The organism is Chryseobacterium sp. c4a, from assembly GCF_009900745.1.
GTDB lineage: Bacteria > Bacteroidota > Bacteroidia > Flavobacteriales > Weeksellaceae > Chryseobacterium.
Window position 1 is genome coordinate 72,695 of the sequence record NZ_WXVU01000022.1, and the last position, 22,254, is coordinate 94,948.

At 32.6% G+C, this 22,254-nt stretch carries 27 protein-coding genes and 1 pseudogene; 14 read left to right on the forward strand and 14 right to left on the reverse strand.

Annotated elements, in window-relative coordinates; translation table 11 throughout:
* The first annotated feature begins 9 nt into the window (after positions 1-9).
* The gene (locus tag GTR01_RS22195; RefSeq protein ID WP_160139904.1) at positions 10-1,008 is read left to right on the forward strand and encodes a phosphotransferase enzyme family protein; all 999 of its coding nucleotides are present in this window, start codon (positions 10-12) and stop codon (positions 1,006-1,008) included.
* A 165-nt stretch (positions 1,009-1,173) separates the two neighbouring features.
* Here the strand turns inward: GTR01_RS22195 and GTR01_RS22200 are convergent, their stop codons facing one another.
* Positions 1,174-1,674: a hypothetical protein gene (locus GTR01_RS22200; protein WP_160139905.1), complete on the reverse strand. Its 501-nt coding sequence runs from the start codon at positions 1,672-1,674 to the stop codon at positions 1,174-1,176.
* Between the two features lie 144 nt (positions 1,675-1,818).
* Between GTR01_RS22200 and GTR01_RS22205 the strand changes: the two genes are divergently transcribed.
* Entirely contained in the window at positions 1,819-2,775 is a 957-nt protein-coding gene (locus GTR01_RS22205; protein ID WP_160139906.1) for a hypothetical protein, read from the forward strand.
* Between the two features lie 135 nt (positions 2,776-2,910).
* On the opposite strand, the gene GTR01_RS22210 is transcribed toward GTR01_RS22205, so the two are convergent.
* From GTR01_RS22210 to GTR01_RS22245, 8 genes are all read right to left on the reverse strand, one after another.
* Positions 2,911-3,468, reverse strand: coding sequence for a DUF4256 domain-containing protein (locus tag GTR01_RS22210; RefSeq protein ID WP_160139907.1), 558 nt, complete (start codon positions 3,466-3,468; stop codon positions 2,911-2,913).
* 826 nt (positions 3,469-4,294) lie between these two features.
* Positions 4,295-4,696: a DoxX family protein gene (locus GTR01_RS22215; protein ID WP_160139908.1), complete on the reverse strand. Its 402-nt coding sequence runs from the start codon at positions 4,694-4,696 to the stop codon at positions 4,295-4,297.
* Positions 4,697-4,714: 18 nt separating this feature from the next.
* On the reverse strand, positions 4,715-5,293 hold the full coding sequence (locus GTR01_RS22220; protein WP_160139909.1) for a YdeI/OmpD-associated family protein: 579 nt from the start codon (positions 5,291-5,293) through the stop codon (positions 4,715-4,717).
* 210 nt (positions 5,294-5,503) lie between these two features.
* Positions 5,504-5,974 (reverse strand): SRPBCC domain-containing protein, encoded by a 471-nt coding sequence (locus GTR01_RS22225; RefSeq protein ID WP_160139910.1) that lies wholly within the window; start codon positions 5,972-5,974, stop codon positions 5,504-5,506.
* A gap of 189 nt (positions 5,975-6,163) precedes the next feature.
* A complete protein-coding gene (locus tag GTR01_RS22230; protein ID WP_160139911.1) occupies positions 6,164-6,493 on the reverse strand; it encodes an ArsR/SmtB family transcription factor in 330 nt (109 codons plus the stop codon).
* A gap of 96 nt (positions 6,494-6,589) precedes the next feature.
* Complete coding sequence (locus tag GTR01_RS22235) at positions 6,590-7,612, reverse strand: hypothetical protein (RefSeq protein ID WP_160139912.1); 1,023 nt, start codon at positions 7,610-7,612, stop codon at positions 6,590-6,592.
* 8 nt (positions 7,613-7,620) lie between these two features.
* Entirely contained in the window at positions 7,621-9,231 is a 1,611-nt protein-coding gene (locus GTR01_RS22240) for a DUF4209 domain-containing protein (protein ID WP_160139913.1), read from the reverse strand.
* A gap of 55 nt (positions 9,232-9,286) precedes the next feature.
* Positions 9,287-9,691: a helix-turn-helix transcriptional regulator gene (locus tag GTR01_RS22245; protein ID WP_160139914.1), complete on the reverse strand. Its 405-nt coding sequence runs from the start codon at positions 9,689-9,691 to the stop codon at positions 9,287-9,289.
* 149 nt (positions 9,692-9,840) lie between these two features.
* Between GTR01_RS22245 and GTR01_RS22250 the strand changes: the two genes are divergently transcribed.
* From GTR01_RS22250 to arsB, 6 genes are all read left to right on the forward strand, one after another.
* Positions 9,841-10,071 carry a SymE family type I addiction module toxin gene (locus GTR01_RS22250; protein WP_160139915.1) on the forward strand — a complete coding sequence of 77 codons (231 nt, stop codon included), beginning with the start codon at positions 9,841-9,843 and terminating at the stop codon, positions 10,069-10,071.
* 458 nt (positions 10,072-10,529) lie between these two features.
* Entirely contained in the window at positions 10,530-11,312 is a 783-nt protein-coding gene (locus GTR01_RS22255) for a YdcF family protein (RefSeq protein ID WP_160139916.1), read from the forward strand.
* A 134-nt stretch (positions 11,313-11,446) separates the two neighbouring features.
* A complete protein-coding gene (locus tag GTR01_RS22260; protein ID WP_160139917.1) occupies positions 11,447-11,773 on the forward strand; it encodes an ArsR/SmtB family transcription factor in 327 nt (108 codons plus the stop codon).
* A gap of 57 nt (positions 11,774-11,830) precedes the next feature.
* Positions 11,831-12,304 carry a DUF6428 family protein gene (locus GTR01_RS22265; RefSeq protein ID WP_160139918.1) on the forward strand — a complete coding sequence of 158 codons (474 nt, stop codon included), beginning with the start codon at positions 11,831-11,833 and terminating at the stop codon, positions 12,302-12,304.
* A gap of 27 nt (positions 12,305-12,331) precedes the next feature.
* Positions 12,332-12,943, forward strand: coding sequence for a protein-tyrosine-phosphatase (locus tag GTR01_RS22270; protein WP_160139919.1), 612 nt, complete (start codon positions 12,332-12,334; stop codon positions 12,941-12,943).
* Positions 12,944-12,963: 20 nt separating this feature from the next.
* Complete coding sequence (arsB, locus tag GTR01_RS22275) at positions 12,964-13,995, forward strand: ACR3 family arsenite efflux transporter (RefSeq protein WP_160139920.1); 1,032 nt, start codon at positions 12,964-12,966, stop codon at positions 13,993-13,995.
* A 220-nt stretch (positions 13,996-14,215) separates the two neighbouring features.
* On the opposite strand, the gene GTR01_RS22280 is transcribed toward arsB, so the two are convergent.
* Complete coding sequence (locus tag GTR01_RS22280) at positions 14,216-14,611, reverse strand: VOC family protein (RefSeq protein WP_160139921.1); 396 nt, start codon at positions 14,609-14,611, stop codon at positions 14,216-14,218.
* Positions 14,612-14,711: 100 nt separating this feature from the next.
* Between GTR01_RS22280 and GTR01_RS22285 the strand changes: the two genes are divergently transcribed.
* From GTR01_RS22285 to GTR01_RS22305, 5 genes are all read left to right on the forward strand, one after another.
* The gene (locus GTR01_RS22285) at positions 14,712-15,263 is read left to right on the forward strand and encodes an SMI1/KNR4 family protein (protein ID WP_160139922.1); all 552 of its coding nucleotides are present in this window, start codon (positions 14,712-14,714) and stop codon (positions 15,261-15,263) included.
* A gap of 32 nt (positions 15,264-15,295) precedes the next feature.
* On the forward strand, positions 15,296-15,841 hold the full coding sequence (locus tag GTR01_RS22290) for a hypothetical protein (RefSeq protein ID WP_228452320.1): 546 nt from the start codon (positions 15,296-15,298) through the stop codon (positions 15,839-15,841).
* 261 nt (positions 15,842-16,102) lie between these two features.
* Positions 16,103-16,438, forward strand: a complete 336-nt coding sequence (locus tag GTR01_RS22295) for a hypothetical protein (protein WP_160139923.1) — start codon at positions 16,103-16,105, stop codon at positions 16,436-16,438.
* Positions 16,439-16,629: 191 nt separating this feature from the next.
* Positions 16,630-17,112 carry a hypothetical protein gene (locus GTR01_RS22300; protein ID WP_160139924.1) on the forward strand — a complete coding sequence of 161 codons (483 nt, stop codon included), beginning with the start codon at positions 16,630-16,632 and terminating at the stop codon, positions 17,110-17,112.
* Positions 17,094-17,885 (forward strand): S41 family peptidase, encoded by a 792-nt coding sequence (locus tag GTR01_RS22305; protein ID WP_160139925.1) that lies wholly within the window; start codon positions 17,094-17,096, stop codon positions 17,883-17,885. Before GTR01_RS22300 ends, GTR01_RS22305 begins: the two co-directional genes overlap by 19 nt.
* Positions 17,886-18,039: 154 nt before the next feature.
* Here the strand turns inward: GTR01_RS22305 and GTR01_RS22310 are convergent, their stop codons facing one another.
* The 3 genes from GTR01_RS22310 to GTR01_RS22320 form a co-directional block, all read right to left on the reverse strand.
* Positions 18,040-18,336 carry a hypothetical protein gene (locus GTR01_RS22310; RefSeq protein WP_160139926.1) on the reverse strand — a complete coding sequence of 99 codons (297 nt, stop codon included), beginning with the start codon at positions 18,334-18,336 and terminating at the stop codon, positions 18,040-18,042.
* Positions 18,337-18,338: 2 nt separating this feature from the next.
* Complete coding sequence (locus GTR01_RS22315; protein WP_160139927.1) at positions 18,339-18,908, reverse strand: 3'-5' exonuclease; 570 nt, start codon at positions 18,906-18,908, stop codon at positions 18,339-18,341.
* 80 nt (positions 18,909-18,988) lie between these two features.
* The gene (locus GTR01_RS22320; RefSeq protein ID WP_160139928.1) at positions 18,989-19,753 is read right to left on the reverse strand and encodes a hypothetical protein; all 765 of its coding nucleotides are present in this window, start codon (positions 19,751-19,753) and stop codon (positions 18,989-18,991) included.
* Positions 19,754-20,001: 248 nt separating this feature from the next.
* Between GTR01_RS22320 and GTR01_RS22325 the strand changes: the two genes are divergently transcribed.
* The gene (locus GTR01_RS22325) at positions 20,002-21,975 is read left to right on the forward strand and encodes a PEP/pyruvate-binding domain-containing protein (protein ID WP_160139929.1); all 1,974 of its coding nucleotides are present in this window, start codon (positions 20,002-20,004) and stop codon (positions 21,973-21,975) included.
* 82 nt (positions 21,976-22,057) lie between these two features.
* Here GTR01_RS22325 and GTR01_RS22330 read toward each other — a convergent pair.
* A pseudogene (locus GTR01_RS22330) lies at positions 22,058-22,254 on the reverse strand (hypothetical protein); the annotation flags it as partial.

Sequence of the window (22,254 nt, forward strand, 5' to 3'; positions counted from 1 at the left end):
TTAAATACCATGAAATCTATTTTTCCCGCAACTTACTCCACACTTTGTCCGATTGCATTATCAGAACTTATTGCTGAAAAATTTGGACTCAAAAATGTTCAATGTAAACTTCTGGTAAGAGGAGTGGGAGATACTTATCGGGTAGAGTCGGAAGAGGAGCGTTTTATACTTCGCATCTACCGTTCTTCTCATCGAAGTTTAAATCATATTAAAGAAGAAGTAAGACTATTACAGACATTAAAAGATGCTCAGGTATCTGTTTCTTATCCGATAGCTGATCTTTCCGGTCAGACCATTTTAAAGTTGAATGCGATAGAAGGAGAAAGGCATGCTGTGATGTTTTCCTTTGCTAAAGGTCGTGTAGTTAGATTAACGAATGATAATCAGTTTCGTGCTTTAGGAAATGAAATGGCCCGCTTTCATAATGTTTCCTCACATTTTGAAGTAGAATATGAACGATGGAATTTTGATCTTCAAACCACTGTTTTTAAACCTTTGGAAAGATTAAAACCTGTTTTTAAAGAAAACCCTGAAGATTACGAATGGCTGCAAAATATTGCTGCTGAAATAGAACGTAAGCTGGCAAAATTTGATACTTCAACGTTTTCAAAAGGGTATTGTCATTTTGATTTTCTGCCTAAGAATTTCCACTTTGATCATGATACCGTTACTTTATTCGATTTTGATTTTATGGGCTATGGCTGGCTGGTGAATGATATCATGACTTTTTGGATCCATTTTGTATTAGATGTATCTGCAGGAAGAATGACCAATGAAGAATTTCAGAGAGCTTATCATGTTTTTCTGGATGGATATCGTGAATACCGTTTTGTGAGTTCTCAGGAACTTGCTTCTATACCTTATCTTTCGATTGGATTTTGGTTGTTTTATATGAATTTTCATACTACGCATGATCAGTTTCAGGTTTTCACCCAACTTCCACATGTGAAATCATATGTGGGTATTATGAAAAATATTGTAAACAATTATTGGGAAAAAGAAGCTTAGTCCTTGAGGTAACTCAGGGTGGATATGGATAATAATATATGGTTCTCGCAGATTACACATATTTCGCAGATATTTATGCTTTTCATTCTGAAACTTTATAAAAATAAAATGCTGTTCTCAAATCTGGGAACAGCATTTTATTTGATGTTAATTGTATTTGTTGATTTATTTTACAGCTTTGTTTACCACTTTACAATCAGCAGCATTCAATGTTGGGCTGTCTTTATAGCTTATTTTCTTTTCGTTGGCATATTTAGACTGTCCGTCTTCTTCTTTATGATCACCAATACCTTCTGTTAAAACATTGTCTTTCTGTAAGAAATAAATATCTCTTTTGCTTTTCTTCCCTTCAGAAGTAAACTCATAAGTCAGTTTTAAAGTATCTCCTGATTTAAAGCCAGTTACATCTCCTTTTGAGCTGTCTTTTTCACTGTTTTTATAAGATAATTTCCCGGTAATAGTTCCCAGATTATCATCAATAGAAGCGAAGACACTGTCTTTTCCCACAACTCCTACATAGCAGAATGATTTTGGACCTAAAGTATCTACTACAGGTTCTTCTACGGCAATAGTATCAGTATTTACTTTAGGAGCAGGAGCTTCAGTTTTTTTATTACAATTGATCATTGCTGCTGAAACAGCAACTATTAAAATTAATTTCTTCATATCCTTAGTTATTTAAAATCAAATTTTGAAACGCTAAATTAGTGATACTATTTATATATTAATGGATATTTTATAAAAGTTTAAAAATATCATTCACTTGGGCACGGAAAATGATTCATATTATTTTATTTTTAAATTCATATTATGAAACAAACTGTCAGAAAGCTGGGATTAGGATTATTATTTTTAGGAGTAAACTTTTTGATGGGTCAGATGCCTCAAAACTATATTTATACTTCATCGGGAGATCTGCAGCGTATAGAAAAAATGATTGTACGAAAAGATATTGGCGGAGTACAGATTGTCTACAACTGGAGAGCTTTGGAAACTTCAAAAGATGTTTATGACTTTTCAGGTATTGAAAAAGATTTAAAGTATCTGACTTCTTTAGATAAAAAATTGTTTATCCAGCTCCAGGACAGATTTTTTGAGCCTCAGGCAAGATATGTTCCTGATTATATTTTGAAGGAGAAGGAGTATACCGGTGGGCTGGTGGCTCAATATGATAATCCGGGAGAGAATAAACCTCTTGGAAGTGGCTGGGTAACCCAGCAATGGAATCCTGCAGTGAGAGAAAGATATCAAAAGCTGATAGGAGAGCTGGGGAAAAGGTTTGATGGGAGAATTCAGGGAATTAATCTTCCTGAAACCTCAATAGATATTGAAATGAAAAAAGATAAAACCGGCTTTAGCTGTGATAAATATTTTCAGGCTGAGTTGGATAATTTAAAATTTGCAAGGCAAGCATTCAAAGAATCTTATGTCTTACAATATGTCAATTTTTTTCCGTGTGAATGGGAAAATGATCATCAGTATATGTCAAGATTATTTGATTTTGCCGATAAAAATAAGATAGGGTTAGGCGGGCCGGACATTGTTCCTGATAAAAAGGCTCAGATGAAAAACTCTTATCCGTTTTTTAATCAATATAAAGGAAAATTACCACTGGTGGCTATGGCAGTCCAGGAGCCCACTTTAACTTATATAAATCCGAAAACAAAAAAGCCCTTTACAAAAGAAGAATTTGTGAATTATGCACAGAATTTTCTTGGGGTTAATATTATATTCTGGAGTGTGGAAGCTCCCTGGCTGCGAAATTAATAACCTTTTTTTAAGGATTAAGTAATATCTTAATGGATAAAAATTATTGTTTAACCAAAAAAGTCACAAAAGTTTTGAACACTTAAGTTATTTTAAGAGAAAAGCTTTGAAAAAAACAAATATTTTTTAACACTCTCAAACCCTCAAACTCCCTCTAAACCCTCTCGCTGCATAATAAGAATCTGCACCGTTATGATAATAGAAAACCGTATTGTAACGTCTGTCGCAGAAAACAGCTCCTCCGAGTTCCCGGATTGAAGCAGGAGTTTGTACCCAGCTAGACGTTTTTTGATCAAACTTACCCAACTCCTGAAGGTGGCGGTATTGTTCTTCCGTTAGAATTTCAATACCCATTTCTGAAGCTTTATCAATGGCGTTGCTTTCCGGTTTGTTGGCTTTTCTTGATTCCCAGGCAGCGTAGTCGTAGCAAAGACTTCTGCGTTTTGGGCTTTCCGGAGAGCAGTCGAAGAAGAGGTATTCATCTGTTTTTTGGTTATAATCTACCACATCAGGTTCGCCTTCTGTTTCTTCCATTTCGTTTAAAGACCATAGTTTTTCGGGGTTGGATTCCAGTTTGGTTTGGATTTTCTCCCATTGCATGCCTTTGTGGCGGTTCATATTTTTTTCAAAGCGCGTTTGTAATACTTTTAAAAGGGTTTCGCTTTGTTCGGGTGTTAAGGATTTTTTTTTCATATTAAATTTTATTTTACTGTTTATTCTTTTTGAATGAGTTGGTTTCTGTTGTTTACATCGCAAAGGCGCAAGAGGTCTTAGAGGCTGAGGATATTTTTAAGGCGCAAAGATTTTATCTCCGATAAAATTACTTTTAAACAACTTTATTATCAAAAATTATGAGTTAATAAAAGTGATTTTTCTATTGGACGGTCTGAGATACCATGAAATGATAACTAAAACTAATTAAATTTTGTTTTACTGTTTATTCTTTTTGAATGAGTTGGTTTCTGTTGTTTACATCACAAAGGCGCAAGAGGTCTTAGAGGCTGAGGATATTTTTAAGGCGCAAAGATTTTATCTCCGATAAAATTACTTTTAAACAACTTTATTATCAAAAATTATGAGTTAATAATAGTGATTTTTCTATTGGAAGGTGTGAGATACCATGAAATGATAACTAAAACTAATTAAATTTTGTTTTACTGTTTATTCTTTTGAATGAGTTGGTTTCTGTTGTTTACATCGCAATGGCGCAAGAGGTCTTAGAGGCTGAGGATATTTTTAAGGCGCAAAGATTTTATCTCCGATAAAATTACTTTTAAACAACTTTATTATCAAAAATTATGAGTTAATAATAGTGATTTTTCTATTGGAAGGTCTGAGATACCATGAAATGATAACTAAAACTAATTAAATTTTGTTTTACTGTTTGTTCTTTTGAATGAGTTGGTTTCTGTTGTTTACATCGCAAAGACGCAAGAGGTCTTAGAGGCTGAGAATATTTTTAAGGCGCAAAGATTTTATCTCCGATAAAATTACTTTTAAACAACTTTACTATCAAAAATTATGAGTTAATAATAGTGATTTTTCTATTGGAAGGTCTGAAATACCATGAAATGACTACCAAAACCAATAATAAGACCGCAGGAAAGGTTCTTCCGGCAGTATCTCCAACAATGAGATGTGAGATTACAGCTCCAGACATTACGAAGAAAAATCCTGCGTAGGCCCATTCTTTTAATAATAAACCTTTTGGGATAAGGATGGCAATAACGCCCAAAAGTTTCCAGACTCCAATGATGGTCATAAGATAAGCAGGATAACCAAGGTTGGTAAAATTGGCAAGCTCATCTTTATTTTTCATAAGCTGAACAATGGCTGTAGAGACCATGCCTAATGCCATCCAAAGGGTAAAGATCCAATAGATGATCTTTGTTCTTTTTTCTGATCGGTTTGATGTTTCCATAGTAATTGTTTTTTGTGATTAGTCGTTAAGGCCTTTTCCTTCAAGGATTTGAGGGATGCATTTTTCAATCCTTGCTTCCCGGGTTTTGGATTGTTTGGCGGAGGAAAAGTGGAGTAGATAGGCTCTTTGTCGGCCTGGGGTTAAGGATTCAAAAGCTTCTTTTAATATTACATCATCATCCAGTTTGTTTTGAAATTCTTCAACCATTTCAAAGTCTTTGGTTTTTTTCATTTCAACTTTAGCTCCGGATTCTTCAATTTCTACAGCTTCAAACATATAAGCTTTAAGTTCTTTTTCAAGATCATTGATCTGTAGAACATCTGTAAAACGGATTTGCCTTGCCGCCTGCACATTTTCAGACTGCTGAATTAAAATCTGGTCAGGATCTTTCATCAAAGCGCCTTTAAAAAAGAGTAGGGCACAATATTCTTTAAATCCGTGAATTAAGAATATATTTTTCCCTTCATAGGTATAACACGGGCAGCCCCATTTTAAATCTTCTACCAGTTCGGTACTTAGGGCAATGGTTCTTAATGCTTCAAATTCTTCTTTCCATTGTGTGGCTTTATCGAAGAAAAAATCAACTTTTGGATTCATGTGTTTTGGGTTTGAGGGTTCTAGGGTTTGAGAGTTTTAGAGTTTATAGAGTGGAAAGGTAAGAGTGTCTGAAGTTTAAAGTTCAAGGTTCAAGGTTCAAGGTTATTATCCCGTTCACTGGTAATTGACGATTCACTTGCGAAGCAAAATTGACGATTGACATTAACCTCGATTCAACTTTGTCATCCATGTCTCTCATCTCTTCGTCTATTATCTTTCCGTCTCTTTAAACATTTCCTGTAAACGATTATGCGCCCTATTAATTCCCTGGGCGAACGGCATTTTCAGGTGCTGGTCTCTGAAATCTACAGATTTGTAAATGGTTTGGATCGTGATTTTGCTGGTAGTATCCGTTAGTTTTTCAAATTCTAAAAACTCAATCTGAGGCGGAAAAGGCGTGTTTTCCATTTGAAAAGTTCTTATAATCTTCTCATTCTGAACAATATCATGAATGGTTCCATTGGCGCTGAACATCACTTCTCCCTGAGGATTGGAAGTTTCAAAACGGTAGCTTCCGTGGGGTTGGTTTTCAAACTTGGTGACTTTGGTTCCCATCCATTGTTCGAAAAGTTCAGCTTCTGTATAGGCTTTGAAGAGCAGTTCTACAGGAAGATCAAATTCTCTGATGATGAAGATTTCCTGTTTTCCGTCTTCTGCTTGAATTTTTGTTTTAAGTTCCATATTTTGAGGTTGAGGGTTTTGGTGTTTGAGAGTGAAAGGGTTTAAGGTTTGATGTTTAAAGTTCAAGGTCGCCATTCTTTCACTTGTAATTAAAGATTCACTTACGAAACAAAATTGACTATTGACATCCACAAGTTAAACTTTGAAGCCATTGTCTATTATCTATCCGTTTATCATCTTTTATCTCTTTTACTCTTTCTTCAAGTTCTGATACGCCTTCATCACTTCTTCAAGCTTATTGAATTTCTCATCCCATATTTTGCGGAATGGTTCTATAAAATCGGCTATTTCTTTCATTTTATTGGGATTAAGGTGGTAAATAATTTCACGGCCGTTTTGTTCAGATCTCAACAGTTCACATTCTGTAAGGATCTGAAGATGCTTGGAAACGGTAGGTCTTGCGGTATCGAAATTGGAAGCAATGGCTCCTGCAGTCATAGATTGTGCAGCCACCAGCATCAATATAGATCTTCTGGTAGGGTCTGCGATTGCCTGAAAAACATCTCTTCTTAAATTCATAATGTAGCTATTTGACTACAAATATATGTGTAGTTATTTAGCTACACAAGTTTTTTTGAGAAAATATACAATAAAGTGAAGTTTTCTAATAAAAATTTATTCGTTCCTTAATCTTAGTTTTTCGAGTATTTCATTAATATGATTAGGGTATTTATCTTCAAAATATTCAAAGATGAGTGGATTTCCTGCAAAAAAATGACTACAAAACTTAATCCAAATGTTTATGCTCACTATACCGTTCATCTTGAAAAGTTTCTGTGATAAAGTTTTTATATGACCTTGGTTCTTATTGTTGTAATTGAAATCTGAATCACGTCGTGCATAATATTCGTTTTCATTATAAAAATGGATAGCCCCATCAAAGTGCCTGAAATATCCCTTTTGCGTATCATATTCTGCATGAATATATCTTACAGGAAAATATTCAACATTATTTTTTATTATTTTAATTTCCTCAGTTTTAAATTCTTCCGCCTGAAAACTTTTAATATTATTTTTTGTAGTCCATTTAATATCTAAGGAATATGCATTTCTAAAGAAAGATGAAATATATGTATATTCAACATCCATTGGTGGACGTAATTTCACTATTCCATCAGGAATTAAATCAATTTTATTATTGAATTGAGCACCATACCATGTATCAAGCTCTAAGCAAGGAGAGCCATTAACATCAATCCTTACTCTATCCATATCAATAGATATATAATGATCTACATTAGAGTCATTAGATTCCCAAAAGTATTCAATAAATCTTGGTACATAGTTATTTATTTTATGAAACTCTCTCCTAAAATAGGAGTTAGCCATTAAAACAAAATTTTCATGAAACAAGTAACCATTGAAAAATGTTTTTTTTACGAATGTTTTATTAAGTTCATCAAAATTTATTAATCCGTCTTTGTCTATAACTAGATCTTCAACCAATAGATTAACAATATTAGGGAAAGATACAATAATGCCAGAGGTTTGATAAAAATTAAAGTTATCATCAGTTAACTTAATCCCTTTATCTTCCATGATTTTCTTGAAATATTGAATTTGAGGTTTATACTTCTCAAGTTCTTCTTTTTCTATTTCTCGAAGAGCTTTTAGATATTCTTCTTTAAAATTATCCATCTCTTTTATTATTTATCTATTTTGAAATATTCTTCAGTTTGTACAATCATTTTTAAGGAAAGCCACCAAAGATAAATACCGTAATAGTTTATTTCTAATGGAGAAATTAATCCATGAGATATTTTGTTCCTAAAATTTACACTATTACCATCTACTAAAAAGTTGTTTAATTCTAATAATAAATTTTTTTCACAAATACCATCAAGCATCTTCCCGTTTTCCTCCGTATTTAATACACCGCCTAAGGTATTGTCGTTCTGGATATCATCTGAAAGTCTGATAGTATTTCTATTATTTGCTTCTATAATGTACTTCAAACTATTTTCAATTTGAGGGAGAAGGAGATGTGATGCAAGTATAAAATTATTTTGAAATCCAGTGTAAATTCCTTCAATAAATAAATATTCTCTATCTTTTGGAATGAATGGACTGTTACATTCGCTAATCATTTCTGCCACCCAATCTCTGGATACTTTTACATCCAAATCCATTATATATTTAATTTCTTGGATTAATGAAACTGTAGTATTTCTATAATGTTCCCTTTTTTGGTTCACATTATAATCTTCTGAATTTGAGATACCGCTAACTGTTCCTTTGTTTGTAATTTGTATACTTTCTGGAAAATATTGCTGATATATGGGAGCCTTTGCTTGTTTTTCAATCAAACCTATATCAAAAACAGGATGCCGAATGAGAAAAATAAATCCACTATTGAAATCTTCAATATTTTGTTCTGCTATTAGTTGGAATATATTTAATTTTGATTTGCTAGCAATGCCAATCATTGATATAATTTCAACTTCTTTTTTTTGTTGATCTTTTATTTTTTTTTCAAGCCTAGTTTTGAAACTTTCATCTACTGCAATTTTATTTATTAGTTTTAACGCATCTAGATAAGTAGATAATATATTAGGATTATATGTAAGGGTATCTTTATCTATTTGATTTGCATAATAATCAGCCTCTTTTTCTAAGCATAATGCTGTTTCTATTTTGAGTTGATTATTACTAAAATAGCTCAATTTATTTAGTGCCTGAATGTAATGAGTAGCATTATCATATTGGTTTATTTTAAAACTTTCTTCTAACTTAACTATAAAATAATCTTTGAGCTTTTCTGAAGAAACTTTTTGAATTAGAAGATTGATGGAAGCACTTAAAAGTCTTAATTGATAATATGATGATTCTAATCTAAAAATTATTTGTAGTATTTTCTCTTCTAATCGTGTAAGATCTTGTTTAAAAATAGATTTTACTTTTCGTATTAATTCCAAGGAACGAATTAGATAATCTAATTCATCAGTCCTTTCATATATTCTTATATAAGAGTCTACAGCATTTTTTATACAATTTAATTTATCCTTGTCCCCAATAATAAACTTTATATCATTAATCCTAGCTGATATTTCAATATTTTCAATTTGTATCTCAGGTAAAATATATTCAGGGTTTTCTAAAAGATTTTTAAAACTGTCATCTGTAAGTTTACAATTAACGAGCTGATATAAATGATTTATTTTTTTATTAGCTAAATTATTTCTCCAGAGTTTAAATAAAGTAATATTTAATTCTCTTGAATATTCATTTTTAGGGATTTGTTCAGACAGTTCATTCATTATTTAACAACTCTTAAAGCTTAAAAGTATTTTTTGACCCTAGTTTATTTAGCTATTAGTTTTTCTCTATCAATCTCTCCAACTTCTCAATCATGTCCTTTTGCTGTTCAAGCATACGCTCATAGAGCTCCACCATCTTATCTACAGGATTAAAATTGAAATTAGGATAGTAGTTATAACCATTTGATTGGTCATTGAAGGTATTCGAAATAATATTCACTGCCTGTTCCTCATCAAAATTCTCAATCGCTTCCGCAGGCACTTTCAATATCTTCGCTACCTGCGCCAGGATATCAGATTCTACGGTTTCTTTCTGTTCTAAAAGAGAAACTTTCTTCTGATTCCAGTCGTCACCCAATTCAAAAGCTAAGGCTTCCTGTTTGATGCCCAGCATTTCACGGAAACGTTTTATATTTCTACCCTGATGTATTTTTTTATTTTGCATATCTGTGTAACTCATAATAACAAATATAAAGTTTTAAAAGATAAGAATAAAGTCCTTTCTTAAAATAAATTATCTCCTAAAATAGATGCTTTTCAGCATAAAATATCCTATTCATAACTGGTATAGCCCAACAGATATTTCTTGCTTTGATGAAAAACAACAAGATGAGAAAAGTAATTATTCGGGGCAAATATAAGATTGTCTCCATTCGTAACCTTACGGTTTCCCATAAATCATTTGAAAGAGCCTATAGAAGGCTGGTTTTCTTCCCGGAAATCCGCCTTGCAGGGAAGTGGTTGCAGGAGTGTGGTTTTGAACCGGGAGATAAAGTACTGGTGACGGTTCGGAGACATCAGATTATCTTAGAAAAGGAGATGAATTATGAAGAGGTGTAAATAAGACAGGTTTCTGGCTGATAATGCTGAGACTTGTTTTTAATCTTTCGCAGATTTCGGAGATCAAGCAGATGATTGGGGATTACAATCTATGATATTTGCTTAATCTGTGTGAGGTTTTTAAGTAAATGTAAAGTTAAAGGTATCTCAGTTTTTGAAAGAGCTACCCTGGAAAGGTAGTATAATGTAGACGCAAAGTTTTATGATGGTGACAGTATTATTTTTAGGGAGCTAAGAGTGGGCAAGTACACTTGCCTGATGAAGGGTTGTGGAGAGAGTTTCGGCGGCCGCAGGCCGCCGAAACTCTTTATTATAAATTCGGAGATGTTTATTTTCCGATTTTGATAGCTTAATATATTCTTAATGGTTCAAAAATATATAGATAAAAAGAGCAGTTGTGAAATAACCTTATCTTTGCAAATCCAATGTTTTCTGAGCATTAATCAATATTATCATCGATGAAATTTTTACTAGACCTTTTATTCCGTGTTTTTCAGCTTTTTACAGAACCTTACTTTTTAGTATTTCTTGCAGTAGTCATTATTGCTCTGCTGAGAAGGAAGAATAAATATAAAAAACTGAGAATAGGGATTTTTGTATCCGTGGTGGTATTAATCATCTTTATAGGAAATGGCTTTCTGGGAAAATTAACTTCAGGATATCTTCAAAAAAGTTATCTCCATACTCCTGAAATGAAGGTAGCAACTGTTCAGAATCCTATTATTGTAGTGCTGGGTGGTGGAGTTGTAGATATTGACAATACAGAGAAACTGCATACCATGTCTTACTCCAGAATGGTGGCTGCCTATCAATTGTATCATGAATTTCAAAAAAATAACCAATCCTGTAAAATATTAATTTCCGGAAAGGGAAGAGGTCATATTAGTGAAGCAGAATTATTCAGTGAGAATTTTAAACAGATGGGAGTGCCGGATTCTGACTTAATTAAAGAAGATCAAAGTATGAATACCTATCAGAATGCAAAATTTTCCAACGAGATATTAAAAAAGATGGGAGTTTCCAACCTATATCTGGTGACTTCAGGTTTTCACATGAAAAGATCTGTTGCGCTGTTTCGGACTTTTGGATTAAAACCTATTCCGCAGGCATCAGATTTTATAGATACTGAAATCACCTGGTTTCCTAACAGTTATAATGCTGCATTTACCTTTGTTATGTTGAAAGAGGTAGTGGGAATATGGCAGGTGCAGTTATATAACAGTTTGGGAATGAATAAATAATAAATGTGTTTTTTAAATTTAATGATTTGATTTATAGTATTTTATATCGAATAAAAATAATTTAATCCATAAAAAAGGATAAATTATTTTTTTACTGATATTTTATATCGTAATATTGCAATATATAAAATGATATGGGAGCAACTAAGACAGACCATTTTACAGATGAACAAAATAAAATAGCTACTATTGCTAAAGCATTAGGCCATCCTGCAAGAGTTGCTATTATAGAATATTTGCTAAAAGTAGACACTTGCATCTGTGGAGATATAGTTAATGAATTACCACTGGCACAAGCAACAGTATCTCAGCATTTAAAAGAATTAAAGAATGCAGGTTTAATCAAAGGGAATATTGAAGGTACCGCAATTTGCTATTGCATTGATGAAAATACTTTTGGAATACTCAAAGACTATTTTTCAAAAATTATTCTCACTGTTACCAATCAGAAGTGCTGTTAGGGCATTTTTTTAACCATATGTATCGTAATATTGCGTTTAACCGATAAATAAAAATTGATGAAATTATCTGAAATCAAAGAAATTTTACCAACATTAGAGAATGTAGAATTTCAATTAGAAAATGGAACATTTGTTCCTGAACACTTCCATGTGACAGAAGTAGGAACCGTAACAAAACATTTTATTGATTGTGGTGGTACGATCCGAATTGAAAAAGTGGTAAACTTCCAATTATGGAATGCTGATGATTTTGAACATCGCCTAAAACCTACAAAACTTCTGCATATTATCAAGTTGTCAGAAGAGAAACTGGGAATTGATGATGATGAAATTGAGGTTGAGTATCAGAATACAACAATAGGCAAGTTCGATTTAGAGTTTAATGGGAAAAACTTTGTTCTTAAAAACAAAACAACAGCTTGTCTAGCTCAGGATGCTTGCGGAATTCCTGTGAAAAAAGAAAAAGTAAACTTATCTGAACTTTCTACTACTCAAACGTCTTGCTGTACGCCAAATTCTGGGTGTTGCTAAATTGAATAAATTAAAATGTAATAAACTATGTATCCAAAACTATTAAAAACAATAGAGTTACTAAAAAATCAGGAAATCGGGAAAGATAGAAAAGCTACATTAGCACCATTGGTTGATTTTGTTCAGAAAAGAGTAGAAGAACAAAAAGAAATACCCATTAATTTTATTTGTACTCATAATTCAAGAAGAAGCCACTTGTCACAAGTTTGGGCACAGGTTGCAAGTGTTTATTATGACATTCCGAATGTAACCTGTTATTCAGGAGGGACTGAAGAAACGGCAATGTTTCCCAAAATCGCAGAGACTTTGAACGAACAGGGATTTTTAATTATGAAAATTTCTGATACGGAAAATCCTGTATATGCTATTAAATTTGACGAAGACAGGCATCCCATCATAGGTTTTTCTAAAAGATATGACAGTTCTTTTAACCCTATTTCTGGCTTTGCAGCAATCATGACTTGTTCTCAGGCAGACGGTGGCTGCCCTTTTATTGCTGGAGCTGATAAACGTATTCCTATTACTTTTGAAGATCCCAAAGTTTCTGATGATACGCCTGAACAAACAGAGGTATATAGCGAGAGAAGTTTACAGATTGCTGCTGAAATGTTTTACGTTTTTTCACAGATAAAAAAATAAGAATTGATTAAACAATTGTAATGCAACCAAAATTAAAATTTCTTGATAGATTCCTTACTCTTTGGATATTTTTGGCGATGTTTTTAGGAATAGGTTTAGGATATTTCTTCCCTGATATTTCTGAAGTTACCAACTCTCTATCCGTGGGAACTACCAATATTCCATTGGCAATTGGTTTAATAATCATGATGTATCCGCCATTAGCAAAGGTTGATTATTCACTGCTACCCAAAGTACTTACAGACAAAAAAGTTATTGGAATTTCTTTGTTACTGAATTGGATTATTGGCCCGCTTTTAATGTTTATGCTAGCAATCCTTTTCCTTAGAGATGAACCTGACTACATGATTGGCTTAATCCTTATTGGTTTAGCAAGATGTATTGCAATGGTACTTGTATGGAATGATCTGGCAAAAGGTAACCGTGAGTATGGAGCATTATTAGTAGCTCTAAACAGTATATTTCAGGTTTTGAGTTATAGTTTTATGGTTTGGCTTTTTATCAATTTCTTACCTGAGAAATTAGGCTTGGCAAATTTTAATATAAATGTGTCAATGAGAGATGTTACGGAAAGTGTTATGATTTATTTGGGGATTCCTTTTTTATTGGGCTTTTTAAGCCGTTACTTTCTAACTAAACTGAAAGGCTTGGAATGGTACAATAGGAATTTTATTCCTAAAATATCTCCGTTCACTTTATATGCCCTTCTATTTACGATTATACTTATGTTTAGTCTGAAAGGAGATAAGATTTTAGAATTACCATTGGATGTTTTAAAAGTAGCAATACCACTAATAGTATATTTTGTATTAATGTTTTTCGTGAGTTTCTTTATCAATAAGTCATTCAATGTTTCGTATGATAAAAATGCTTCTATAGCTTTTACAGCAACAGGAAATAATTTTGAATTGGCGATTGCCGTAGCAATTGCTGTATTTGGAATACACTCTCAACAGGCATTTGTAGGGGTAATCGGACCATTAGTTGAAGTACCTGTTTTGATATTGCTTGTACGGATAAGTTTATGGTTAAAGAAAAAGATTTATAAATAGAAATTTCAATAGAATAGACCTGAATTATTCAGGTCTATTTTCTTATAAATTGCCAAAAACATCAAAAAATATCTCATCATTGAACGATAGTCTTATAAATTTGAAAAAATCGAAAAGAAGTCCAAATAATCAGTATTTTTAATCCAGTACCTATGCTATCTTACTGAAATTACAGGCGATTTATGGGCAAATTTCATTTTAGGCTAAAATTTTGGAATTTTTACATTTTGAAGACATTAAATTTATGGCCATCAGGATCTGCAAAGACAAAACCATAGAAATTATTTCCGATAGGTTCTGGTTTTGATACAATAGTTCCACCGGCTTTTTCAACTTCTTCAGCCCATTGGTCAACCTGTTCATTGGTTTCTGCAGACACAGTAAATATGATTTCATTTGAAGTTTGAGAATCACCAAAGGAAACACCTTTTACATTGGTTTCCAGTATATTCTTCAGGAAGAAATGAATAATAAAATTATTTTCTCCGAAAAAGAAACTTACTAACTCATTAGAAGTGTGAGGATTGTTGGGAGTACATCCTATAGCTTCATAAAATTTTTGGGTACGTTCCAGGTTGGTAACCGCGAGATTGGCCCAAATCATTTTTGGTTTCATAATATTCTATTTTTTGGTTAGGATAAAATTAGTTCCTTTTGAAAAGATTGAGATTGTCTTGTGACAAGATTTTGTATTTTTAACGAGGAGAATGAAATCTATGGAAGAAATACTTGAAAAATTAGATCTACATATTAAAAAGTTCAGGCCTGAGTTTTATGATAGGTTAAAAACTTCATTGGTTGAAAATGAAATTCAAAGTATTGAAAATCAGTATGGTATTCGGATTCCGGAAGACCTTGGAAGGCTTTACCAATGGAAAAACGGGCAGGAGAGCAGTTGTTATGATGCCTTTGTGAATAATTCAATGTTTATCCCTTTGGAAGAGGCGCTTGATATTGCTCAGGAACTGACTTCGATGATAGGGACAGATTTTGAGATTGAAAACTGGTGGAATGAAAATTGGCTTCCCATTTTCCATAACGGCGGCGGAGACTATATCTGCTATGATCTCAAAGGTATTTTTACCGGAAATAAAGGACAAATTCTTGAGTTTTGGAACAGAGATGATGATAGAAATGTTATTGCAGCAAATCTTGAGGATTTTCTTAGCCAGCTAAACACTTATTATGAAGAGAAATCAGGAGATTTGGATGAATTTTTCACTGTTGAAAGTAAAAAAGGGTATCCTAAGAAATTTAATGTGGGTTAATTTAACATAATATTATTGAAATTATATTGATAATGATGAAGTTAAGAGATGAAATAGAACCGGATTTTGAAATTGCAGAAAAACGATATCCTGAAGTTTTAAAGCTTATTTTGGAATATACAGAACATTGTGATGAACATGGAGACGAAGACTCCGTTGAATATAAAAAGCTGGAAGACAAGCTTCATTTCATGACCGGAAAAGAAATGTCCCGGTTTAATCTTTGGGAATGGTGGGAAGGCGATGGAGCAGAACATCTTTCTTTTGATATCAGTTTACCAGATCCGCAAATGCTGACAGATATTACCAAGGATGAGCTGTCCGAAATCATAAGACGAATGAATACTTTTGAGATTCCCGATCCTGATGATGAATCTTTTAAAGGGATTTTTTACAATTATATATGCTTCGGAAGCGATTATTTTACTGATTTTTTGAAGCTAAATTTCAAAGGGTATGATATTAAACTGTTTCAGGCTCATAAAGATAAAGACGGTAATTATTATGAGTATAGCCAGGAAGAAATAACAGACGCATTATGGAAAGGCGGACTGAAACACAGTATAGTAAAAAAATAAAAGATGAACGATAATATTATAAAGAAGATCAAAGCTTTAGGGGGAAATACGGATGCTGTAATTACGGACAAAAGCTTTATGGAAAACTGGTAGCGTATTACTTTTAATCATTATTTATATGATAAAGATTGGGATGTTTATGGAATTGACCAATTTTATGAGAATAATAAAGAGTTATATCACAATCGTCAGGAAGAGTTTTATAAGAATCTGCTGGAACATTATTTTTCAGCGCATGACTCAGCGTATGGGCAATATTTTGTGAAAGATTGGATGTTTACTCCTTTTAAAGAAGGCTCAGAAGATCAGGAAGAATTTGAGGATTTGATTGATGAAAACTATGTACAGGAAGTGGTAGGAATTTCTAAACCTGAATTTTTCTGTATTTTCTATTCCTACGGATATCCTGATCATTATTTTATCTGTACGGAAGATCCTGATCAATCTAATCCAACCGTTTATGGTACAGATCATGAAGTCTATTTTGACGAGCTTGATAATAAAGGTAAGCTTGAAGAATTCCTGGATCGTTTTATGACGAAAGATGAGTTCCTTGAAGTAGTTAAGGGATATCTGGCAGAGAAGTTTGGGGAATAGTTTTTTGGGTTGGAAGCTGGACGAAAGAAGAGGGAAGTTCTTGAAGTGTTGAGAGACAATTTTCTCTTTTTTACCTTTTTTGCAGTATTTTTGCTGATTATCAGCAGTTATCCGACTAAAAGTAACTTCCAGTCTTCAACTTCCATCTTCTAGCTCGCAATTTAACATAATATATTAAAAAATTACGATCTATGCTTCGTAAAATCCTTTACTCATTCGTTATTTTTCCCTGTATTGTCTGGGCTCAGACTGCTGAGATGACCCCAAAGCAGGTGAGGGAAGATATGAACTTCCTAATAAAAAATATTGACGAAATAAGTGTGGAGCCTTACCGTAAAATATCCAGAGAAAATTTTGTTCTGGAGCTACAAAATGCAGAGAAATCTATTGTAAAGAAGCCGATAATAAGCAATATTGATCTTTATAAGGCATTTCAGCCGGTGATTGTAACATTGGAAGATGGTCATACAGAACTGAATATTTCAGATGATATAGCCCAAACAGATTATCTTATTTTTCCTTTTTCTGTAAGGGTGTCCGAAGAAGGAGTTTTCATAAAATCCATCAAATCAACTTATAAAGAATCTGTTACAGGAGATTTAACAGGCAAAAAAATTACCGAAATTATTACAATCTTTTCCTGGAAAAAGGAAACATGCTGGAAGTTACAGTAAATCAGGGTGATAAACTTAAAATTCCATTAATAAGGAAATCACAGAAAAAAACAGCCGTTTCTCCAAAATTAGTTACTAAAAGTTACTATTATGAAATTGTAAAAGATAAAAACTGTGCGATTTTTACATTTAACCAGTTTGTAAATCCGGAGAAATTCAGAGTTTTTTTACAGGATATGTTTGCTGATTTAAAAGCTCAAGGTATTCAGAATCTTATCATTGATATTCGAAATAACGGCGGCGGAAATTCAGAGCTTGGAGATGAGCTTTTAAAATATATAGTTACAAAACCGTTTTCACAGTATGAAAAGACCCTTGTTAAATACAGTGATATCCGTAAAGAATATTTATTAAAAGCCTCAGAAATCGATTCTACGGAATTAAAAAATTATTTACGGGGAATATCCGGAACTGTAGGCGTTATAGATCACACAAAAAATATAATTCAGCCTAAAAAACAGAATGAGCAATTCTCAGGAAATATTTATCTGCTGATAAGCGGACAGACATTCTCATCGGCTGCAGATTTTGCCAACGCGTTCAAATTTTACAAAGCTGGAAAAGTGATAGGCTCAGAATCCGGTGGATTTATTATTTCAGCCGGAGAAGTTGTAGAACGACAATTGCCCAATTCAAAATTAATTCTGAATGTATCATCTACAATAGATTATAATATTGGTACCACAGAGAAAGATGTACATGGCGTAATTCCTGATAATAAGGTACAGCCGGAAAAAGCTCTGAATTATGTACTGGAGAAGCTTATAAAGTGATTGGTGTGGTTGATATATACTCTTTTCTGTAATGTTATATTTTTTCCTATAATTTATATTATGTTAAATTGTATATATTTCAAGATTCCTGAATAATCTTTTCCTGACCTCCATTTCTTTGATTACCGGCCCTTTGTTTGGCAAGGATTTTTACTTATTTTAATCTCGAGGTTATTTCATCAAATCTTTCAAGCAATAATAGTTTATAAAGTTCTTCAACTTCTTTCCAATCTATAGCTTGATATTTAGTTTCTTGTTCTTCAAAAATGAAAGAAAGTGACAAATCTTTATTTACTTCGATCACATTTTCATCATTGGTTATAACAGAAATCCAAAAAGCTCCATGTTCATCATCCATTAACTGGATGTCTGATATAGCTTTTAATATATCTCTTTCATCAATATTGTCTTTTTGATAACCACTTACGTATTGTATATAGTTTTCTGTCATTTTTATTTTTCATTTAGAATTTGTTGTAATATTAAAGCTGTTGCCTTTGCATCATCTAATGCCCTGTGAAACTTAAAATCTTCTTTTATATTCATTTTCTCTAAAACTCTTTCTAAGGAAATTCCGGATGTAGAAATGTTTTTCTTTGCCAGCCAATAAACTCCCAATGCTCTGATATCAAAGCCTCCACCAACAAAATATTTAGTATAATCTAATCCAAATTCCGTAAATTCTTTCCTTAAAAGCGGTAAATCATAGTACAACCCCCACCCTGCTAAAGTTGATTTATTTTTTTCTCCATACCAATCCAAAAACATGAGAATGGCTTCATCAAAATACTTTTCATTTTCAACCATTTCATTGGTAATGTTTGTAATATCTGTGATTTCAGGCAGAATTGGAAAATGTTTTGGCTTTATTAAAACTGAGAATTCACTTTTTATTTCAAAAGTTTTCTTGTCTAACTTTACAGCCCCTATTTCTATTATATTGGTTTCATGTATTTCGTTTCTGCCAAAAGTTTTACAGCTTCCTTCTAAATCATAAATGACTAAATCACTTGAAAATTTCATATCTATATTGTGTCGTATTTATTGACAGTTTTTCAAAGGTATGTTCTTACTGCGCAATCTATTGGCGTATATATCGGGTTTTATTTTAATTCAATAATTTCAGAATAATATTTCTTCCATTCGTTGTTTAAATCAACTTTGTCCATCATGTGTAACATATCTTCCAAATCATATTTGTCACGATTCCTCCCATCACTCAACAACTTATTGATGGCAGTTATGGCAAATTTTTTATCATCTTCGCCTTGGGATAATAAATACCAAAACCATCCAATAATACTTTGTCCTAAATTATCTTTATAACTTGAAACATAGGGATATAGCTCGAAATATAGATCATCATAGCATTCAGAAAATTTTTCTTTATTAATATGGAACAGAGGCTTTTCATATTTTTTTAAATGTTGTTGGATAACTACCATTAATTCTCCTTTATCATTATAAAACTCTGTTTTATAGGGAATATTACGCGTTCTGAAATTTCCATTCTTGTAAAAGAAATTATTGTTTTGGAGAATAATATTTCCATCAATGTCATATTCAAAACTATCATTTTTTCCACCTGAACATTCTGATTTTATATTTCCGTTTAGATGCCAGGTTTTATAACTTACATAATTTCCATCATCAAAATAACTTTCATTAGCTAATTGACCGTTATCATAATATTCTACAGATTTCCCATGAGCATTGCCGTTTTTAAATTGAGTTGTTATATTTTCATCAACTAATGTTCCTGTAAAGGGTTCTCCTTTATAATACATGCAAGTGTAATAATCTTGAAGATTAACTTGAAAATCGGTTTCGTTATATTCTATAATTGGCTGCGTCATTATTGAATCCATTAAAGTAGCTTTTTTGGATGGTGGTGTTTTAAATTCTCTGATAATACGAAGTTAGGAAAGTTACAAGAAAATGCAAACAGTAGAGTTTTGATCTGATGCAATAGTTGTAACCCCTTGGGAATGGAGAAAACAGGAAGAGTTTAAAGCTATATTTTGATAATTCAATATGAAATAAAAATTCCCTTATTATTGATTTATATTTTTATATTTGTGTTATATTATTAAATAATTATCAACAATAAATAAATATGGCAATTGATTTATATAAGGTGGCAAATAAATCTTTAGTGGGAAATAAAGCATTTAATTTAATGATAGTCGCTAAGGCGGGAATTGCGGTTCCACCAGGATTTGTCGTTAATGCTTCTGAAAATCTTTCAGATAAAAAACTTATAAAATTGTATGATAAATTTATATCCCATGGAAAAGTCTCAGTTAGGTCAAGCTCTGATAAAGAAGATGGAGAAAAGAAGTCTGCTGCAGGTATTTATAAAACATTGCTAGATGTTTCTTCTGATGAAATAGGGATATCGCTTCAAGCAGTAAGAGAATATTCTAAAAAAAGCAAAAATATCCCCGTAATTGTACAAAAGCAGATTGATTCAAAGATGTCTGGAGTGGCTTTTTCAATAAACCCAGTTAATGGAGACAATGATATTTACATTGAATATAGCAGAGGACGATGCGAGGATATAGTTTCTGGAAGCATTATCCCCAAAACGGTTTCCTTACAAAAGAAATATTACGAAGATAATGAAGACATCCCATTAGTATTGTATGAATACATCATTCGTCTTGAGATGATTTTTAAAAAGGCAGTGGATATTGAATGGTGTATAGATCATGACGAAAAAGTATGGATATTACAGTGTAGACCTATAACTATGATCCCATCTGATTCTTTTCGATATGCATGGTCAACACACGAACCACTTTGGGCAATGGAGCAAGCTTTTAAAACAAGATGTGAAGATGAGGAAAATGAAAGTAGTGAACTTTATCTTCATAGAGAAATTATTTATAGCAGAGGTTTAAACGGAGTGTTTGATTGCTATATTGGGTTGAATGATCACATTTCAGCACTAAAATATTCAATGAAAGTACTTTCTAAAGAATACGACTACATTGATCCCATAGAATTTATTGAACGTCCAAAATCATTTTCAAAAGATACTGCTGTTGATTATTTCAGAATGCTGTCATCACATTACTGTAAATATATCCGATATTATATGCGTTCAGAACCTATTGTAACCGACATCATTGAAAGGAAGGTGCTATTAAGGTGGTCTCATAATGAAATTGCAGGGCTGTTATCGGCTGGTAACGATGACTTAATGTTTCGTGAGCAAGAAGACTTTTCATCTTTAAATGACAGTAGTGATTGCAGTATACTTAATCACATAAATAAATACCCCTACCTTGCTATTAACTATAAAACTAAAAAAGAAATGATAGAAGGAGTGAGAGAGCAGTATAAAATAAAGATTAAGGATAAGATTAAGGATAAGGAGGATCATTTTCAATTGAATCCGGATAGTGATTTAATCTTTTTAAAAAAATTGTCAATTGAAAGAATGAATGTAAAGAAAGGTTGGGCCGGGGTTTATTTTTACATGTTGGAACTAATGGAGTGGATTTATGAAAACTACAATGTATCTCAGAGTGATTTATATCAGTATTATCTTACTGAGGACATCGTGGGCTTAATCCAAAACAATATTAAGCTATCACAGGCTGAGAAAAATAAAAGAAGCCTCGGTGTGCTAATGAAAAGAAAGAAGAATAAACAAATGACACCGCACATTTACTTTGGTGAATCATTTGAGAGTAACTATTCACCCGCTCCATTATTAAACAGCATCCTTTTTGGAATACCATCTCTAAACAGAAATGTTCATGGTATTGTGAAGGTAATTAATTATAAATCAATATTGGAGCCTCATGATTACATTGATAAAATAATTGTTACAGAAATGACGCAACCTAATATGGTAGCCCTATTCAGAAAATGCAAAGGGATCATTACAGATGAAGGCGGGATATTGTCACATGCTTGTATACTATCAAGAGAATATGATATTCCTTGTATTGTTGGAACATCAAATTCGACTAAAATCCTCGAAGACGGGGACGAAATTATCATGTGGGCGGATGGCCATATTTCTTATGAAAAGACTCCTGAATTCATAGAAGGGAACCAAGTAAAGAAAGGAGTTTAAAGTGCCGTGTCCTTGTCAAGAAATGGTAATCTGTAATAGCCACGACTTTATCTGACAGTTAGGGGTTAAAAATAATTGTCAGTTATCCAATATTATCCTTACTTCCAAAAGTAAGGATTTTTTGTTCCTCTGCAAGAGTTTCCAATAATTTCTCTTTTGCAATAGTTTTACTATCTAGAAACGTCTGCATCGGTGTTTTACCGTAACAATGTTTTCCTGTATGCGTTCTTTCATTGTTGTAATACGACAACCAGCTGTTCAGGTCTAATTGCAGTTCTT

Coding starts and splice junctions, on each gene's coding strand:
- GTR01_RS22265 (WP_160139918.1), top strand. CDS start 11,831: ATGAAATTATCTGAAATCAAAGAAATTTTACCAACATTAGAGAATGTA.
- GTR01_RS22325 (WP_160139929.1), top strand. CDS start 20,002: ATGGCAATTGATTTATATAAGGTGGCAAATAAATCTTTAGTGGGAAAT.
- GTR01_RS22195 (WP_160139904.1), top strand. CDS start 10: ATGAAATCTATTTTTCCCGCAACTTACTCCACACTTTGTCCGATTGCA.
- GTR01_RS22315 (WP_160139927.1), bottom strand. CDS start 18,908: ATGAAATTTTCAAGTGATTTAGTCATTTATGATTTAGAAGGAAGCTGT.
- GTR01_RS22280 (WP_160139921.1), bottom strand. CDS start 14,611: ATGAAACCAAAAATGATTTGGGCCAATCTCGCGGTTACCAACCTGGAA.
- GTR01_RS22260 (WP_160139917.1), top strand. CDS start 11,447: ATGGGAGCAACTAAGACAGACCATTTTACAGATGAACAAAATAAAATA.
- GTR01_RS22200 (WP_160139905.1), bottom strand. CDS start 1,674: ATGAAGAAATTAATTTTAATAGTTGCTGTTTCAGCAGCAATGATCAAT.
- GTR01_RS22220 (WP_160139909.1), bottom strand. CDS start 5,293: ATGAATCCAAAAGTTGATTTTTTCTTCGATAAAGCCACACAATGGAAA.
- GTR01_RS22205 (WP_160139906.1), top strand. CDS start 1,819: ATGAAACAAACTGTCAGAAAGCTGGGATTAGGATTATTATTTTTAGGA.
- GTR01_RS22320 (WP_160139928.1), bottom strand. CDS start 19,753: ATGGATTCAATAATGACGCAGCCAATTATAGAATATAACGAAACCGAT.
- GTR01_RS22305 (WP_160139925.1), top strand. CDS start 17,094: ATGCTGGAAGTTACAGTAAATCAGGGTGATAAACTTAAAATTCCATTA.
- GTR01_RS22225 (WP_160139910.1), bottom strand. CDS start 5,974: ATGGAACTTAAAACAAAAATTCAAGCAGAAGACGGAAAACAGGAAATC.
- GTR01_RS22240 (WP_160139913.1), bottom strand. CDS start 9,231: ATGAATGAACTGTCTGAACAAATCCCTAAAAATGAATATTCAAGAGAA.
- GTR01_RS22285 (WP_160139922.1), top strand. CDS start 14,712: ATGGAAGAAATACTTGAAAAATTAGATCTACATATTAAAAAGTTCAGG.
- GTR01_RS22235 (WP_160139912.1), bottom strand. CDS start 7,612: ATGGATAATTTTAAAGAAGAATATCTAAAAGCTCTTCGAGAAATAGAA.
- GTR01_RS22230 (WP_160139911.1), bottom strand. CDS start 6,493: ATGAATTTAAGAAGAGATGTTTTTCAGGCAATCGCAGACCCTACCAGA.
- GTR01_RS22270 (WP_160139919.1), top strand. CDS start 12,332: ATGTATCCAAAACTATTAAAAACAATAGAGTTACTAAAAAATCAGGAA.
- GTR01_RS22300 (WP_160139924.1), top strand. CDS start 16,630: ATGCTTCGTAAAATCCTTTACTCATTCGTTATTTTTCCCTGTATTGTC.
- GTR01_RS22210 (WP_160139907.1), bottom strand. CDS start 3,468: ATGAAAAAAAAATCCTTAACACCCGAACAAAGCGAAACCCTTTTAAAA.
- arsB (WP_160139920.1), top strand. CDS start 12,964: ATGCAACCAAAATTAAAATTTCTTGATAGATTCCTTACTCTTTGGATA.
- GTR01_RS22245 (WP_160139914.1), bottom strand. CDS start 9,691: ATGAGTTACACAGATATGCAAAATAAAAAAATACATCAGGGTAGAAAT.
- GTR01_RS22255 (WP_160139916.1), top strand. CDS start 10,530: ATGAAATTTTTACTAGACCTTTTATTCCGTGTTTTTCAGCTTTTTACA.
- GTR01_RS22290 (WP_228452320.1), top strand. CDS start 15,296: ATGATGAAGTTAAGAGATGAAATAGAACCGGATTTTGAAATTGCAGAA.
- GTR01_RS22250 (WP_160139915.1), top strand. CDS start 9,841: ATGAGAAAAGTAATTATTCGGGGCAAATATAAGATTGTCTCCATTCGT.
- GTR01_RS22215 (WP_160139908.1), bottom strand. CDS start 4,696: ATGGAAACATCAAACCGATCAGAAAAAAGAACAAAGATCATCTATTGG.
- GTR01_RS22310 (WP_160139926.1), bottom strand. CDS start 18,336: ATGACAGAAAACTATATACAATACGTAAGTGGTTATCAAAAAGACAAT.